2 protein-coding genes are annotated in these 17,995 nt (G+C 55.4%); both read right to left on the reverse strand.

Features of this window, described 5'->3' with window-relative positions:
- Nucleotide 1 precedes the first annotated feature (1 nt).
- Nucleotides 2-9,886 (reverse strand): Ig-like domain-containing protein, encoded by a 9,885-nt coding sequence (locus NHM04_RS05975; protein ID WP_254266086.1) that lies wholly within the window; start codon nucleotides 9,884-9,886, stop codon nucleotides 2-4.
- Nucleotides 9,883-17,913 (reverse strand): Ig-like domain-containing protein, encoded by an 8,031-nt coding sequence (locus NHM04_RS05980; protein ID WP_254266087.1) that lies wholly within the window; start codon nucleotides 17,911-17,913, stop codon nucleotides 9,883-9,885. Before NHM04_RS05980 ends, NHM04_RS05975 begins: the two co-directional genes overlap by 4 nt.
- Between the last annotated feature and the right edge of the window lie 82 nt (nucleotides 17,914-17,995).

Below are 17,995 nucleotides of genomic sequence, written 5' to 3' on the forward strand. Positions count from 1 at the left end.
ATCATGAATCCACGTTTAACTGGCCACTATTAAGCAGCTGGGTAATGATTTCTGAATCTGTGCCGGACAAGCTGACATTTTGCAACGTTATCGTTTGATCGGTAGCACTGTCATAGTTACTGCCATCGAAGCTGCCAGAGCTGCTGATATGGATAACCGTATCTGCGCCAGATTGCTCGAAGTGTAGATAACCTGTGAGGTTGCTGCTGTTCTCTCCTTGCAATAGATCCGCTAAATCCAGAGAATTTCCAGCGCCACTTTCAACATTAAAGTCTGTCACAACATCATTTGCTGAGGCGCCCGGACTGCCTTGATCCCCCAGTTCCCAGGCAAAGACATCAGAAGCCCACTCGCCGCCCCCAGATAAAGTATCATCGCCTGGCCCGCCAACCAAAAGATCGTTATTTGAACCGCCATAAAGCGTATCATTGCCTTCGTTGCCGTATAGAGAGTCGTCTCCCGAGTATCCATAAATCTCATCATCACCCTCTAGACCGAAAACTGTATTAGCTTCCCAATGAGGATAGGTAGAATCATCGAGAAGATCATCACCCTCTGTGCCATAAATATTATTGGTAATTGTGATAAACGACACTACCTCGGCACTACTGTCTAAACCGTCACTGACGGTAATAACAAGCTCCCTTGGTGTTTCGGATGTTTCAGAGCCATTCAAAGCAATTAGACTTAGGGCCGATTGATAGTCTTCATGAGATGCAATTCCGCTGAGGGTAGCGGTATTGCTATTGCTATCGAATGTGAAGTCGATACCACCAGGAAGTGCGGCAGATTCAACCAACTGATCCCCCAGTTGCGCGTTTCGAATCTCAATCTGCGCCGACCACAAGTTGGAAGCATCGATATCAGTTATAACGACATCCTCGCCAGCAATAGCAACATTTGTATCTGGCTTACCATAGGCTTGGTAAGCCCCGGCATTCGCCGTACTATCATCCGCATCCAGATCCACTTCAGGGGCGTTATTGGTAGGCCTGACCTCCACCGGGACCCTCATAGAATCATATCCACCATTGCCATCAGAGACTGTGTAAGTAAACGAATCTTGGCCAAAAAATCCCGGGTTTGGCGAATAGGTTACCGTATTGCCGTTGGTCGATACTGTACCGTTCGCACCGTCGGAAACGGAACTAATGGTTAAACGATCCCCATCAATATCGTGATCGTTGGCCAACACATTGATCGTTATGGGTTGATCTTCACTTGTGCTATAGGGGGCGCCGCGATAAGAGACGTTACTGGGAGCCCACACGTCCTCTCCCCCTGGACCAAACAAGCTGCCATCAAATACATATTCACCACCCTGATCCCAGTAATAAACTTCGACCTCATGAATACCCGCCGACAACTGTGTTGTCTGGACAAAGTTACTGGGCGAGGTAATAAAGTCGGCGGTAAACGTCTCTTCTCCATCAATAAATATCACAAACCCATCATCATGCGTAATATTCAGTGTGTAGGTACCGGCAGTATCCACCTCGAATACGCCCACAAAGCGCACAATAGCGTCACCCGAACTCTCTGTAGTGTTGCGCACCACCGAGTCATCGTCACTACCATCTGCCAGCCAGCTTTCCAAGTTGTTACCCGAGCCGAGATTCTGTCTGTAATCGGAATCCCCCTGACGAACCGCATAGTTGAAACCGGTGGAAATAAAGGTCGCATCCGGTGCTTCACGACCAGTAAATCCAATAACCTGAGCTACGGACTCGAGGTTGGGACCATCTACACCCTCGTTGTATACCCAGAACTCTGAGGCGAATCCTCCCTGCGTCAAACCAGTATCAGGTTCGGCCACAGGAGCATCATTTTCACCTTGTATATTGAGAGTTGCCGTAGAGCTGAAATTTTCACCAAAAGTGTTTACCGTATAATCGATTAGCAATTCAGCAGTATCAGACGAGCTTAGAAAATCAAATAGATTTCCCTCTTCGTTGGTAAAGCTAACATCGCCGTTTGCTTGTACCACAAGCTCTGCTGTGTGCAATGTATCGTTATGAGTAATCGTATAGTGAACCACTTCATTACCAGCGTTTGCTTGCTGGGTGAACGTAAAATCTGAAGCGGCATTGACGCCATTAATCCGAATGCCGCCGCCTGTCACCGCGGTCACCGACCCAACACCACTTTGAGGCCCCGTATTATCCAAAAGATTCAACTCGCCCAAGACCAGGTCCTGATTTTCGCTTAACGAATAAGACTCATCCCTATCGCTTGGTACATCTGTGCGATCATCGACTATTGCTACATTCAATAATGCGCTATCACTGAATTGATCTCCGTCGGTAAGCGTGTAGGTAAATTCATCCGTCCGTTCCACTGCTGAAATATTCAAGTCATCCAGCAATGCAAATTCGTTACCTGCCGTCGAATTGGCAGTGAGCGCCAATGCGAGATCGCCATTTTCATCAAGCGCTGTGGTTACAGATACCCTACTGGTTGTTTCATCAGAGGGAGAAACTGAACTTACCTGATTGCCGTTGGCCACCACTTCAAAGAAGTCTTGCCCACCACCAGAGGTTTCCCAGCCTCCATCAACATACAAATTAAAGCTCACTACAACTTCTGCCCCGGCCATAGAGGCACCAAAGCTAAATATTTGCGAGGCAGTTTCATCGCGATCAAGCCGCAATTGGCCGTTCTCATTGCTTACTCCCGAACCTGTCCAACCACCATTGTCTGAGTCAAAGGTTTGCTGCGAGATCAGGTTGTGATCCACGGCGTTGATCAGCGTATAAGTGTAGTCACCGAAGTCGGCAGACTCTGCGTCAGTGTTTACCCTCAGTGTATTCCCATCAACGGTGGTAATAGTAGTTTGCCCAGGCACAGAGCTATCTACCGTACCTCCGGCAATAGCGACAGAAAGCGAGATATTAGCGGGTAAGCTAGCGTCGTTTGACAGCAAATTGCCACTCACCATTTCTGCGGAACTGCTACTGTTACTGCCGGAATCAAGAGCAGCTTCAAATACCTGAGCACTGTTGTCGTTTAGCTCAGGGATCAAAATATTAACAGTTGCTGTTGAGATATCTCCATCTGCATCGACAACTGCGTACTCGAAGCTGTCCACGCCCGTATATCCCGCGTTAGGCGTGTATGTAAAAGTACCGTCCGAATTAAAGTTGAGAACACCGTTTGAGGGAGCACTCTGTACGCTGTACTGATTATTCCCATCGGTACTTTGCGTATCGTTAGAACTTACATCACCATTCAAATAGGTAGTATCAGCGGCTACCACAATGGCATCGTCCACCGCCTCAGGCTGAGAGTCTTGCGGAACTTCACGAACAACAACGGTGAAGTTCGTGGACACTTGACTAGTATCACCATTCGAACTTTCTATAGATTGCGCCACAGCGCCCAGCTCAAAGGAGCCGACAAAGTTTAAGGGCGCCGTTATAACCAAAGTTTCCAAGTTCCACTCACTCACATCGGCCACAGTAGCACCCGGCGCAGCAGTGAAATGGTTACTACCATCACTCAGCACGCTCCCTACCGGCAACCCTGTAATCTGCATGTTCAACGTCTCCGAGCCATCGGTATCCGTTAAATTCGCGACGATGTCCTGGAGCTGTATAGGCGTATTTTCCAGACCTTCATTTAAACGCACAGGATAATAGCCGCCATCAGCGTCCCCAATGTACTCAGAGAACTGGCCACCGGCCGTTTCCACCGCCTGAATATCACTAAACAACGTGTAATTATCCAGTGTTTGGGTTGAGCCGTCGGCGGTAATCAAAGCACTAACACGACCGACGTTATCGCCGTTGTAAGCGTAAAGCTCAAAGGTGTAATAGCCACTCTGGGATGGAGTAAAGTTACTTGAGTCGTAGCCTCCGTAAGAATTAAACCCCTCTGAATGAACGACATTACCACCGATCTCTATGTGCAAAGTATCGTCCTGGTAACCGCTCACCTGATAGGTCGTGCCAGCCTCAAGGTAAATTAGACCAGTAAGAGACAGACCATCGTCCTCATCAATGTTTACCGCCGTCGCTGAAGTACTGCCCGTGCCCAATTGATTCACCAAAGCACTGGAGCTTGGCGCCAAGGAGGTCAGTGCGCCTTCAAGCACACTGGCATCGGCCGCATTAGAGCTGTTAACAGTTGGCACATTGTCGAAGCGTTGCAACTGCAGGCCATTGCCAGAAGGCAAGGCAAAATTGGCATCACCCACAACATCGGAGGCATCGGCCAGAGATAAATCAGGTGTATCGGCAACAGCGTCAACCGACAATGTCATCGTCGCCACGGCGCTGCTGGAATTGCCGTCCGATACCGTAAAGGTAAAACTTCCGCTGCCGCTTCCATCATCAGACCCAACAGGCGCGTTTGGCTCAGGCTGATACTGTAAATAGCCATTGCTAATGTCAGCGGCCGAAATTGAGTCGCCAGCATTAACAGTTTCCCAGCCAGTTCCGTTGAACCACTGTAAACTACCCTCAGCAGGTAAAGTGACGATAGTTACAGCCGCTAGAGCATCCCCCTCTGCGTCCGTGTATGGGAAATCATTCAACGAAAATTCATAAGCAACATCCTCGTCGGTTCGCACAGCCGCATTTGACGTTGTTGGCGCGTCGTCTACCGGCGCGATGGTGCCGCTCACAATTGCCGTATCGGCTCCGCCATTGTTGTCACTAATACTGTACTCAAAACTGACCGCCCCGGTGTAATCCGCCGCAGGGGTAAAACGAATGGATCCAGACGCATCTATGCTGACAGTACCGTTCAGTACATCGATATTCTGCGCAGCACCAGTTAACGCCACTCCATTCACGTGAGTGATAGTGAGCGCATCACCATCCAAATCAATATCGTTGCTAAGCATGGCCGCATTCAAGACACCGCTAGTGGTGTCTTCGGTGCCATTTAAAATACCGTCATCATTGGCTACCGGCGCGTCGTTTTCTGGGGTGACGTTGACCGTAACCGTGGCGCTCTCCGTGCCCCCTTCTCCATCACTGACGGTGTAGGTGAAGGTGTCTTGACCGGTGAAGTTGGCGTCCGGAGTGTAACGCACTTCTCCGTTCACCAGGGTCACGGTGCCGTTGGACGGCTGGGTCACGGCGGTGACGCTGAGAAGATCACCTTCCACGTCGCTGTCGTTGGCCAGCACGTCGATCACGGTCGCGCCCGAGTCTTCAGAGACAGTGACGTTGTCGTTCACCGCTACCGGTGGGTCGTTTTCTGGATCCACGGTGACGGTCACGGTGCCGGTGTCGGTACCGCCGTTGCCATCGCTGACGGTGTAGGTGAAGGTGTCCTGACCGGTGAAGTTGGCGTCCGGGGTGTAACGCACTTCTCCGTTCACCAGGGCCACGGTGCCGTTGGACGGCTGGGTCACGGCGGTGACGCTGAGAAGATCACTTTCCACGTCGCTGTCGTTGGCCAGCACGTCGATCACGGTCGCGCCCGAGTCTTCAGAGACGGTGACGTTGTCGTTCACGGCCACCGGTGGGTCGTTTTCTGGATCCACGGTGACGGTCACGGTGCCGGTGTCGGTACCGCCGTTGCCATCGCTGACGGTGTAGGTGAAGGTGTCCTGACCGGTGAAGTTGGCGTCCGGGGTGTAACGCACTTCTCCGTTCACCAGGGCCACGGTGCCGTTGGACGGCTGGGTCACGGCGGTGACGCTGAGAAGATCACTTTCCACGTCGCTGTCGTTGGCCAGCACGTCGATCACGGTCGCGCCCGAGTCTTCAGAGACGGTGACGTTGTCGTTCACGGCCACCGGTGGGTCGTTTTCTGGATCCACGGTGACGGTCACGGTGCCGGTGTCGGTACCGCCGTTGCCATCGCTGACGGTGTAGGTGAAGGTGTCCTGACCGGTGAAGTTGGCGTCCGGGGTGTAACGCACTTCTCCGTTCACCAGGGCCACGGTGCCGTTGGACGGCTGGGTCACGGCGGTGACGCTGAGAAGATCACTTTCCACGTCGCTGTCGTTGGCCAGCACGTCGATCACGGTCGCGCCCGAGTCTTCAGAGACGGTGACGTTGTCGTTCACGGCCACCGGTGGGTCGTTTTCTGGATCCACGGTGACGGTCACGGTGCCGGTGTCGGTACCGCCGTTGCCATCGCTGACGGTGTAGGTGAAGGTGTCCTGACCGGTGAAGTTGGCGTCCGGGGTGTAACGCACTTCTCCGTTCACCAGGGCCACGGTGCCGTTGGACGGCTGGGTCACGGCGGTGACGCTGAGAAGATCACCTTCCACATCGGTGTCGTTGGCCAACACGTCGATCACGGTCGCGCCCGAGTCTTCAGAGACAGTGACGTTGTCGTTCACCGCTACCGGTGGGTCGTTTTCTGGATCCACGGTGACGGTCACGGTGCCGGTGTCGGTACCGCCGTTGCCATCGCTGACGGTGTAGGTGAAGGTGTCTTGACCGGTGAAGTTGGCGTCCGGAGTGTAACGCACTTCTCCGTTCACCAGGGTCACGGTGCCGTTGGACGGCTGGGTCACGGCGGTGACGCTGAGAAGATCACCTTCCACGTCGCTGTCGTTGGCCAGCACGTCGATCACGGTCGCGCCCGAGTCTTCAGAGACAGTGACGTTGTCGTTCACCGCTACCGGTGGGTCGTTTTCTGGATCCACGGTGACGGTCACGGTGCCGGTGTCGGTACCGCCGTTGCCATCGCTGACGGTGTAGGTGAAGGTGTCCTGACCGGTGAAGTTGGCGTCCGGAGTGTAACGCACTTCTCCGTTCACCAGGGTCACGGTGCCGTTGGACGGCTGGGTCACGGCGGTGACGCTGAGAAGATCACCTTCCACATCGGTGTCGTTGGCCAACACGTCGATCACGGTCGCGCCCGAGTCTTCGGCGACGGTGACGTTGTCGTTCACCGCTACCGGTGGGTCGTTTTCTGGATCCACGGTGACGGTCACGGTGCCGGTGTCGGTACCGCCGTTGCCATCGCTGACGGTGTAGGTGAAGGTGTCCTGACCGGTGAAGTTGGCGTCCGGGGTGTAACGCACTTCTCCGTTCACCAGGGCCACGGTGCCGTTGGACGGCTGGGTCACGGCGGTGACGCTGAGAAGATCACTTTCCACGTCGCTGTCGTTGGCCAGCACGTCGATCACGGTCGCGCCCGAGTCTTCAGAGACGGTGACGTTGTCGTTCACGGCCACCGGTGGGTCGTTTTCTGGATCCACGGTGACGGTCACGGTGCCGGTGTCGGTACCGCCGTTGCCATCGCTGACGGTGTAGGTGAAGGTGTCCTGACCGGTGAAGTTGGCGTCCGGGGTGTAACGCACTTCTCCGTTCACCAGGGCCACGGTGCCGTTGGACGGCTGGGTCACGGCGGTGACGCTGAGAAGATCACTTTCCACGTCGCTGTCGTTGGCCAGCACGTCGATCACGGTCGCGCCCGAGTCTTCAGAGACGGTGACGTTGTCGTTCACGGCCACCGGTGGGTCGTTTTCTGGATCCACGGTGACGGTCACGGTGCCGGTGTCGGTACCGCCGTTGCCATCGCTGACGGTGTAGGTGAAGGTGTCCTGACCGGTGAAGTTGGCGTCCGGGGTGTAACGCACTTCTCCGTTCACCAGGGCCACGGTGCCGTTGGACGGCTGGGTCACGGCGGTGACGCTGAGAAGATCACTTTCCACGTCGCTGTCGTTGGCCAGCACGTCGATCACGGTCGCGCCCGAGTCTTCAGAGACGGTGACGTTGTCGTTCACGGCCACCGGTGGGTCGTTTTCTGGATCCACGGTGACGGTCACGGTGCCGGTGTCGGTACCGCCGTTGCCATCGCTGACGGTGTAGGTGAAGGTGTCCTGACCGGTGAAGTTGGCGTCCGGGGTGTAACGCACTTCTCCGTTCACCAGGGCCACGGTGCCGTTGGACGGCTGGGTCACGGCGGTGACGCTGAGAAGATCACCTTCCACATCGGTGTCGTTGGCCAACACGTCGATCACGGTCGCGCCCGAGTCTTCAGAGACAGTGACGTTGTCGTTCACCGCTACCGGTGGGTCGTTTTCTGGATCCACGGTGACGGTCACGGTGCCGGTGTCGGTACCGCCGTTGCCATCGCTGACGGTGTAGGTGAAGGTGTCTTGACCGGTGAAGTTGGCGTCCGGGGTGTAACGCACTTCTCCGTTCACCAGGGTCACGGTGCCGTTGGACGGCTGGGTCACGGCGGTGACGCTGAGAAGATCACCTTCCACGTCGCTGTCGTTGGCCAGCACGTCGATCACGGTCGCGCCCGAGTCTTCAGAGACAGTGACGTTGTCGTTCACCGCTACCGGTGGGTCGTTTTCTGGATCCACGGTGACGGTCACGGTGCCGGTGTCGGTACCGCCGTTGCCATCGCTGACGGTGTAGGTGAAGGTGTCCTGACCGGTGAAGTTGGCGTCCGGAGTGTAACGCACTTCTCCGTTCACCAGGGTCACGGTGCCGTTGGACGGCTGGGTCACGGCGGTGACGCTGAGAAGATCACCTTCCACGTCGCTGTCGTTGGCCAGCACGTCGATCACGGTCGCGCCCGAGTCTTCAGAGACAGTGACGTTGTCGTTCACCGCTACCGGTGGGTCGTTTTCTGGATCCACGGTGACGGTCACGGTGCCGGTGTCGGTACCGCCGTTGCCATCGCTGACGGTGTAGGTGAAGGTGTCCTGACCGGTGAAGTTGGCGTCCGGGGTGTAACGCACTTCTCCGTTCACCAGGGCCACGGTGCCGTTGGACGGCTGGGTCACGGCGGTGACGCTGAGAAGATCACTTTCCACGTCGCTGTCGTTGGCCAGCACGTCGATCACGGTCGCGCCCGAGTCTTCAGAGACGGTGACGTTGTCGTTCACGGCCACCGGTGGGTCGTTTTCTGGATCCACGGTGACGGTCACGGTGCCGGTGTCGGTACCGCCGTTGCCATCGCTGACGGTGTAGGTGAAGGTGTCCTGACCGGTGAAGTTGGCGTCCGGGGTGTAACGCACTTCTCCGTTCACCAGGGCCACGGTGCCGTTGGACGGCTGGGTCACGGCGGTGACGCTGAGAAGATCACTTTCCACGTCGCTGTCGTTGGCCAGCACGTCGATCACGGTCGCGCCCGAGTCTTCAGAGACGGTGACGTTGTCGTTCACGGCCACCGGTGGGTCGTTTTCTGGATCCACGGTGACGGTCACGGTGCCGGTGTCGGTACCGCCGTTGCCATCGCTGACGGTGTAGGTGAAGGTGTCCTGACCGGTGAAGTTGGCGTCCGGGGTGTAACGCACTTCTCCGTTCACCAGGGCCACGGTGCCGTTGGACGGCTGGGTCACGGCGGTGACGCTGAGAAGATCACTTTCCACGTCGCTGTCGTTGGCCAGCACGTCGATCACGGTCGCGCCCGAGTCTTCAGAGACGGTGACGTTGTCGTTCACGGCCACCGGTGGGTCGTTTTCTGGATCCACGGTGACGGTCACGGTGCCGGTGTCGGTACCGCCGTTGCCATCGCTGACGGTGTAGGTGAAGGTGTCCTGACCGGTGAAGTTGGCGTCCGGGGTGTAACGCACTTCTCCGTTCACCAGGGCCACGGTGCCGTTGGACGGCTGGGTCACGGCGGTGACGCTGAGAAGATCACCTTCCACATCGGTGTCGTTGGCCAACACGTCGATCACGGTCGCGCCCGAGTCTTCAGAGACAGTGACGTTGTCGTTCACCGCTACCGGTGGGTCGTTTTCTGGATCCACGGTGACGGTCACGGTGCCGGTGTCGGTACCGCCGTTGCCATCGCTGACGGTGTAGGTGAAGGTGTCTTGACCGGTGAAGTTGGCGTCCGGAGTGTAACGCACTTCTCCGTTCACCAGGGTCACGGTGCCGTTGGACGGCTGGGTCACGGCGGTGACGCTGAGAAGATCACCTTCCACGTCGCTGTCGTTGGCCAGCACGTCGATCACGGTCGCGTCGCGCCCGAGTCTTCAGAGACAGTGACGTTGTCGTTCACCGCTACCGGTGGGTCGTTTTCTGGATCCACGGTGACGGTCACGGTGCCGGTGTCGGTACCGCCGTTGCCATCGCTGACGGTGTAGGTGAAGGTGTCCTGACCGGTGAAGTTGGCGTCCGGGGTGTAACGCACTTCTCCGTTCACCAGGGCCACGGTGCCGTTGGACGGCTGGGTCACAGCGGTGACGCTGAGAAGATCAGCTTCCACATCGGTGTCGTTGGCCAACACGTCGATCACGGTCGCGCCCGAGTCTTCAGAGACAGTGACGTTGTCGTTCACCGCTACCGGTGGGTCGTTTTCTGGATCCACGGTGACGGTCACGGTGCCGGTGTCGGTACCGCCGTTGCCATCGCTGACGGTGTAGGTGAAGGTGTCCTGACCGGTGAAGTTGGCGTCCGGGGTGTAACGCACTTCTCCGTTCACCAGGGCCACGGTGCCGTTGGACGGCTGGGTCACGGCGGTGACGCTGAGAAGATCACCTTCCACGTCGCTGTCGTTGGCCAGCACGTCGATCACGGTCGCGCCCGAGTCTTCAGAGACGGTGACGTTGTCGTTCACGGCCACCGGTGGGTCGTTTTCTGGATCCACGGTGACGGTCACGGTGCCGGTGTCGGTACCGCCGTTGCCATCGCTGACGGTGTAGGTGAAGGTGTCCTGACCGGTGAAGTTGGCGTCCGGGGTGTAACGCACTTCTCCGTTCACCAGGGCCACGGTGCCGTTGGACGGCTGGGTCACGGCGGTGACGCTGAGAAGATCACCTTCCACGTCGGTGTCGTTGGCCAACACGTCGATCACGGTCGCGCCCGAGTCTTCAGCGACGGTGACGTTGTCGTTCACGGCCACCGGTGGGTCGTTTTCTGGATCCACGGTGACGGTCACGGTGCCGGTGTCGGTACCGCCGTTGCCATCGCTGACGGTGTAGGTGAAGGTGTCTTGACCGGTGAAGTTGGCGTCCGGGGTGTAACGCACTTCTCCGTTCACCAGGGCCACGGTGCCGTTGGACGGCTGGGTCACAGCGGTGACGCTGAGAAGATCAGCTTCCACATCGGTGTCGTTGGCCAACACGTCGATCACGGTCGCGCCCGAGTCTTCAGAGACAGTGACGTTGTCGTTCACCGCTACCGGTGGGTCGTTTTCTGGATCCACGGTGACGGTCACGGTGCCGGTGTCGGTACCGCCGTTGCCATCGCTGACGGTGTAGGTGAAGGTGTCCTGACCGGTGAAGTTGGCGTCCGGGGTGTAACGCACTTCTCCGTTCACCAGGGCCACGGTGCCGTTGGACGGCTGGGTCACGGCGGTGACGCTGAGAAGATCACCTTCCACATCGGTGTCGTTGACCAACACGTCGATCACGGTCGCGCCCGAGTCTTCAGAGACAGTGACGTTGTCGTTCACCGCTACCGGTGGGTCGTTTTCTGGATCCACGGTGACGGTCACGGTGCCGGTGTCGGTACCGCCGTTGCCATCGCTGACGGTGTAGGTGAAGGTGTCTTGACCGGTGAAGTTGGCGTCCGGGGTGTAACGCACTTCTCCGTTCACCAGGGCCACGGTGCCGTTGGACGGCTGGGTCACGGCGGTGACGCTGAGAAGATCACCTTCCACGTCGGTGTCGTTGGCCAACACGTCGATCACGGTCGCGCCCGAGTCTTCGGCGACGGTGACGTTGTCGTTCACGGCCACCGGTGCATCATTCTCGCCACTAACATTAATAGTCGCGACAGATTGGATATTGCCATTCACGGTGTATTCGAGCGTGATGCTGGCCACATCTCCTGCACCGAGAAAGTTAAATAAAGAGGCTGCTCCGTTTTGCAGCGTGAGGTTGCCGTTGCTGTTAATGGTAAAGACGCCGACGTTACCTGTTTCTTTGTGAGTGATGGTGAACTCGGCTTCGCCAAACTCCATGGCGGTGGCGCTGATGGTGAAAAGATCAGTCTGATCTATGCCATTGATCAGTACCGCTTCATCCCCTGTGCCGGTAACGACATTGCTGTTACTGGCTGGAGTCGCGTTGTCGAGCAAATTAAATTCACCCGCGGCGATGTTGTCGTCTTCACCAATGCTAATGGCTTCGTCGCCGTCGGCGGCTGTAATCGTATGTTGAATGGTTAAATCACTTGCGTTTGAGATAGAACCGTCGGCATCGATTAACTCGTATGAAAATACATCATCCGCTGGGTTTGCACTTGCCTCAACATAGTCGACGCTGTGCAGGGTAAAATGATCGTCGGTATCCGCGCCGGAAATCGCTAAATACTGGAACTCGCTGCCCGGGTTAATGTGCAAACTGTAGGGCATCAAATCGAAAGTGCCGGAGCCGACTTGATTAAAGTCTTCGCCGTACGCAATCCAACGGCCATCGTCACTACTGCCTATCTGGCCAAATTGCACATTGGCTTGTGTGGCGTTCACGCCGAAATCAATCACCAATGCCTGACTCTCGGCGCCACCGTTATCGCGCGAGTCAATGGTGGAGATATCGCCACTGCCAATGCGTACACCGACTTGCTCACTGGCATACACCACATTGGCACTGTGCGCAGCATCTAAAGTGGCAGGATCAAGCAGGCCGTTAACATCTAAGTAACTGTCGCTGGCGCCATCAAAGCCATACAGTGCCACCCCGCTCCAGCTACCGGCATCCCCGCCACCCACACTCGTGGCGTCGGGCGCAGCGGCGGTTGAGCTGTAGGTGTAATTGCCCTGCGTATCAATAGTCAGGACACCGGAGTCGCCAACAATAGTCCATTCAGTGCCATTAAATTCAGCGCTGTCGGTATCAAACTTAACGCCGCCAAAAGAAACACTGTGCAGCTCGCCACCTTCGGCGCCAAGCTGATCAGCACCACCGCCGGTGATGACATTACCAACGGCGCTGCCGCCAAGTTCTACGGTATTGCTATCATCCGCTGTCTGCGGTTGGGTATCGGTAATGAGAATATCCAATACATCTGTGGCAACTGAATTGGCAGCATCGGTTACGATAATTGAAAACTGATCGACAACACTGTCCGCACCGGCGCTGTGATCCCGCACCGCACCATTCTCTGTATAGGTATAGGTAATTGCACCCGTGCCTGAATCGTAATTGGTAACGGCCAACTGCCCGTAGTTGCCATTAATGAACACTGGCGAATCAATACTGGCGCTGGAAATATCCTGGTCGTTGATGGTGACTTGACTGATACCCGCAACAGCCGAAACAACAGCCGAGCCAGAAACCGAGTCGCCACTGGCTTCCTGCACCGACTGCTCACCCGCCTCAGAGCCGTTGCCATCAATAATGGCAACCCCGGGGCCCGATAGATCCACACTGTACACTTCAACAGCGGCGCCGGTGGCCTGCGCACCGTTCGCGCCAAAACCGTAAACATAGCCCTCAACCGTAGTGTCGGCGTCACTGCTTAGCTCGCTACCAGGTACATTAATACTGTAAGTGCCGCTGCCATCGGTGGTGGTTTGGTAGCTCTGGCCATTAATATTGAGAATAACAATGGCAAAATTAATATTATCCGCAGCGGACACAGTTCCGGTAACGGCGATGGTTTGGCCGGCTTCGGCAGCATTGACGAGGTTGTCACCGGTGATCGGATCGATATCCAATCCAATGTCGGTAGTATTAGGGCTGTCGTTGTCAAAAATTCGGAGAGTACCCTGCGAATCCGACAACACGGCATTGGTTGCATTGCTGAGGTTTATCAGCGCCAACTCAGGGTTTGGATTACTTTCGACAATATCGTCGTCAATAATCGGAACAGAAATAGTCGCTGAGGTTTGCCCCGGGTTAAAGGTTAACGTGCCGCTGACACTTTCATAGTCCAAACCGGCAACGGCGGCCAGATCGGCTGTTGCATAATCTACGGTTACCGTTTCGGTGCTCGGGCGATCCAGGCTCACGGTGAAAACCGCATTGCCACTGCCCTCAACTGTGACCACAAAGTCGATGGAAATCTGTGGCAGATCGCTGCTTTCGGTGTCGTTATCGAAAATCGCAAACTGTAAGTGTTCGTAGTAGACGTTGTCGCCCGAGACATAGGCATCGAAATACTCGGTGGGCTCAATGGCGGCGTCATCAAAAATCGGCACGCGAATGTCAACCGAATCGCTACCCGCCGCCAGGGTAAAGCTGAAAATTGGCCGGGGCAGAGACATGCTGTAATCAATAGAGTGTTGCTCCATTGTTTGCCAGGTTTGCCCGCCATCGTTGGAATACTCGATGGGAACAATATAGTCATCCGCATACTCTGCCACGGGATAACCGAGTTGTGCGCTTAACAGCTCACTGGTGAAATTAATCAACAGCGTCTGATCGGTATCGAAGGTCAGCTCGCTGTTTAAAGTAAACTGGTTAAAACCGTCGCCTTCGTTTACATCGGGAATTTCAGCCGATAAGTGAGAGCGATACTGGTCTTGCGTACTGGAGGTGACCTCTTCAAACGCGGTCCAGTCCTCTACGCGATAATCAATTGCCAAGCCTTCCAGGTCGTACTGATCTACGCCGTCGTTGAGCACAATCGCATAATTACCATCGCCGCGGTCTTCCAGGGTGCCAATATCTTCGTAGCCGGCGCTGAGCGAAACATTTTTAACCAACAGGTTTTCGGTAATTACCTGACGGCCAACCGCGCCTTCCAGAAGATCGTCGGTGGTAAAAGTGATTTCGCCATTTAATTCGTTGTAGTTGTACTTTATCTGTCCGCCGGGCACATCCAACACATCGGGCGTGCGCTCATCGGTTGTGACCGGCCCGCGGTCACCGGCCAATTGATCAATGGTATCGGCCACGTGCTCCATGGCGATGGTTTCAAATACGTTATTGTCCGAGGGATCGCGCTCGGTATCGCGAGTGAACTCTACACCGGCGTGCGCCAGCGCCTGCGAAATCATTTCTTTACCGGCGGTGGCAATGTTTAACGGCGCATCGGTGGTGGGGTCGATATAGCCGCTGAACAAGTCGTGCAGGCTGGCGTCGATGTTAATGTTGCTGTTGTAGCTGGCATCGGTGTTGGTCAAGCTGCCGGTATTTAAAACACCGTTATCGGGAGTGGCATCGGTCAAATCGTTATCCAGCGCCTGCAGGAAAATAGCCATATTTTCAACGTAATTATCGTTGCTATTGGCCAACTCTACTTCGGCGATATCCTGCAAAAACAGTACAGTCCCCTGGATAACATCGGCACTGAACTGTGCCACGGTGACATCGCCTATGGTGAAGGTGATGGTATCTTCAGGGCGCACAAAAAATGACCCAGGCGAACCGGCATCACCGGTATAACCGCTTAAACCCGACGAGGTCTGGTAGGCGACGCCATTAACAAAGTTATCGGTAAACTGCACCACCGTAACCGGGTCAAGGCTGTAGGCTTCTTCGTCGTTGGCACTGGCGCTGTTGCCGGCGGCATCGAATGTGGTGACCGAGCCGCTTATGCTACTGTCACTATCGTCAATTAAATCTTGAGCGCTAACGTCAATATTAAAAGCACCGTTTTCAACTAAGCCGGTGTACTCATTACCAGCGATTGTGATGGTTACGGTATCACCATCTTGTACATCGCCGCCCACAGTGCCACTAATTTGCGTCGTTTGACCTTGCGCTGCGGCCATTGCCACGGCGTTGCTATCGCCGATAGCATCAATCGTAATTTCTGCAACCGGTGCGGTGGTATCAACCTGATACGACTCAGTGTCGGTAGCAATAAAAGCATTGCCATTAGAATCGGTACCCGTGACCTGGGCACTTAATTGGTTATCAGCCGCCAAATCGGCGCCAGCAACCTCAATACTGAACGTATTATCGCCCGCCACTAAACCGGTGTAAGTTGTGCCATTCACACTCAGGGTGACGGTATCTCCCGGCCCTGCATCGGCGCCTACAACACCAGTAATAACAGGAGTGCCAGCGGCCTCTTCCATATTGACAATATTGTCGCCGGTAATAGGATCGAGCGTTATCAAGGCCTGGGATTGGGTATCCACCGCATAGTTAGCGGTGGTGGAAGCAGTATAGCTGGCGCCAGCCTCGGTTTGCCCGCTTACGCTGGCTGAGATGCTGTTATTTGTCGCTAACACGCTACCGGCGACATTAATGGCAAAGGTGCTGCCAGCACCGACGGTACCGGTATAGGTGTTTGCGCCAATAGTAAGCGTGATCTGATCGCCCTCACGGGCATCACCACTAACGCTACCGCTAATAACGATAGTTTGTGCGGCTTCGTTAGCGTCGATTAAATTATCGGCCGTGACACTATCCAAAGAGATGCTGGCTTCTGCCTCTGCTGGAGGCGGAGGTGGCGGGGTAACGCCCCCATCTGCTTCCGGCACATTGGCAAAACGAATCACGGCGCTATCGGTCGCTTCACCGTCGGTGACGGTGTAAGTTACCTCGGGCACAGGACCGCTGTAATTTGCAGAGGGCGTAAAAGTAAAATCGCCGTTGTCAGCGAGGGTAAAGCTTCCTACACCATCAATAGCGGCGACTTCACCGGCCGCGTATTGTGTCGCATCCCCAGCCACCACAAAGCCGGTAGCCGTTAACTGGGAGCTGTCGATATCAAAATCATTCTCCAGCGCATTGCCCAGCGTGACACCGTTGTGCACGGTTTGCAGCGGGCCGTCGTCAACGGCTTGTGGGGCATCGTTAACGGGGTTAACGTCAACTTCTACTACAGATTCAGCGGTCGCACCCGAGCTGTCAGTCACAAGTACGGTGAAAGAGTCTTCGCCGCTGTAATTTTCGTTGGGTGTGTAAGTAAATTCGCCCGTTTGCGCATTTAAGTTAACCGCGCCATTTTCGGGCGCTTCGGCGAGGCTGTAGCTGAGGGTATCGCCTTCGGGCAGATCAATATCGCTAGCATCCACCTGGCCTGATACAGGAATGTCCTCTGCAGTCGCGAGGGACAAGTCTGTGGCAGTCGGAGCATCGTTTACCGGCGTAACTTGTACAGAGATGGTCTGCTCTGCGCTGGATTCACCATCGCTGACAATAACAGTAAAACTGTCGGCGCCGTTATAGTCGGCAAACGGGGTGTAAGTGAACTCGCCAGTTTGCGTGTTTATAGTGACGTCACCGTTTAACGGTGCTCCAACAAGCTGGTAACTGAGTGTGGCGCTGTCGGGGTCAGAGGACTCTATCTGGCCATTGAACGGCGTATCTTCTGCAGTTGTAAATGATTGCGCCGCAACAGCTGGCCCTTCATTAACGGGGACATCGCCCTCTTGCACGGCAGCGCTCTGCGCCGCGCGGGGGTTGGCAAAGCTTAAGTCAGGGTCAGAGACTGTTTCGCTAATACGGGGCAAGCGCACAAAGCTGCTACCGCCTTCACTGGCTTGTCCACCCGCCGCCGGCGCTTCATTAAGCATGTCCAGCAGGTCGCCATCACCGGCCAAGAGCGCTTGCTCATTCGCCTGCAAGCTTGCGAACAGATCATCCATACGCGCATCCAGCAACAATGCGTCGTTTTCTGCCAGGTAATTGTAGATTGTCGAGAAGTCGCTCTCTCTAAGCAGCGCTTCGTTTGCGACTAACGAGCTGTAGATGGCCTCGAACTGGCTGTCTTGCAGCAGCTGATCATTGACTTCTAGGGCGCTCAAGATAACGTCAAATGGGCTTGCCCCCAGCAACGCATCATTGGCCTCGAGCGAGGCGTAAATATTATCGAATTGCGATTGCTGCAGCAGCTCGTCGTTTTGTTCCAGGCTGGCTAAGATGCTGTCGAACTGCTCCTCGAGCACGCTCGCCTGGGCTTCGGAGGCGGCCGTTTCGGGCCATAGGTCAGGACTCATGGAAACCGTATGTGCCCCCGCCAAGCTCGCGGTTTCACCACCGCCAAAATCCAGCGTTATCTGGGTATTGGTTTCGGTTACCAGCTGTTCATCTGCGGCAAGTACATCACCGACTTTGAGCTCTCGCAAATTGCCTTCGGCATCTTTAGCCCAGGCGCGACCTTGAAGTGAGATAACTGCTGCAGACTGATTGCTCATAGCTATTAACCAAAATTAATTAATAATAAAGAATAAGGGCTGAAAACACGGTTTTCAGGCATTTAACCGACTATAGGATGAT

This window comes from Gilvimarinus sp. DA14 (assembly GCF_024204685.1).
Taxonomy (GTDB): Bacteria; Pseudomonadota; Gammaproteobacteria; order Pseudomonadales; family Cellvibrionaceae; genus Gilvimarinus.

Coding starts and splice junctions, on each gene's coding strand:
- NHM04_RS05980 (WP_254266087.1), bottom strand. CDS start 17,913: ATGAGCAATCAGTCTGCAGCAGTTATCTCACTTCAAGGTCGCGCCTGG.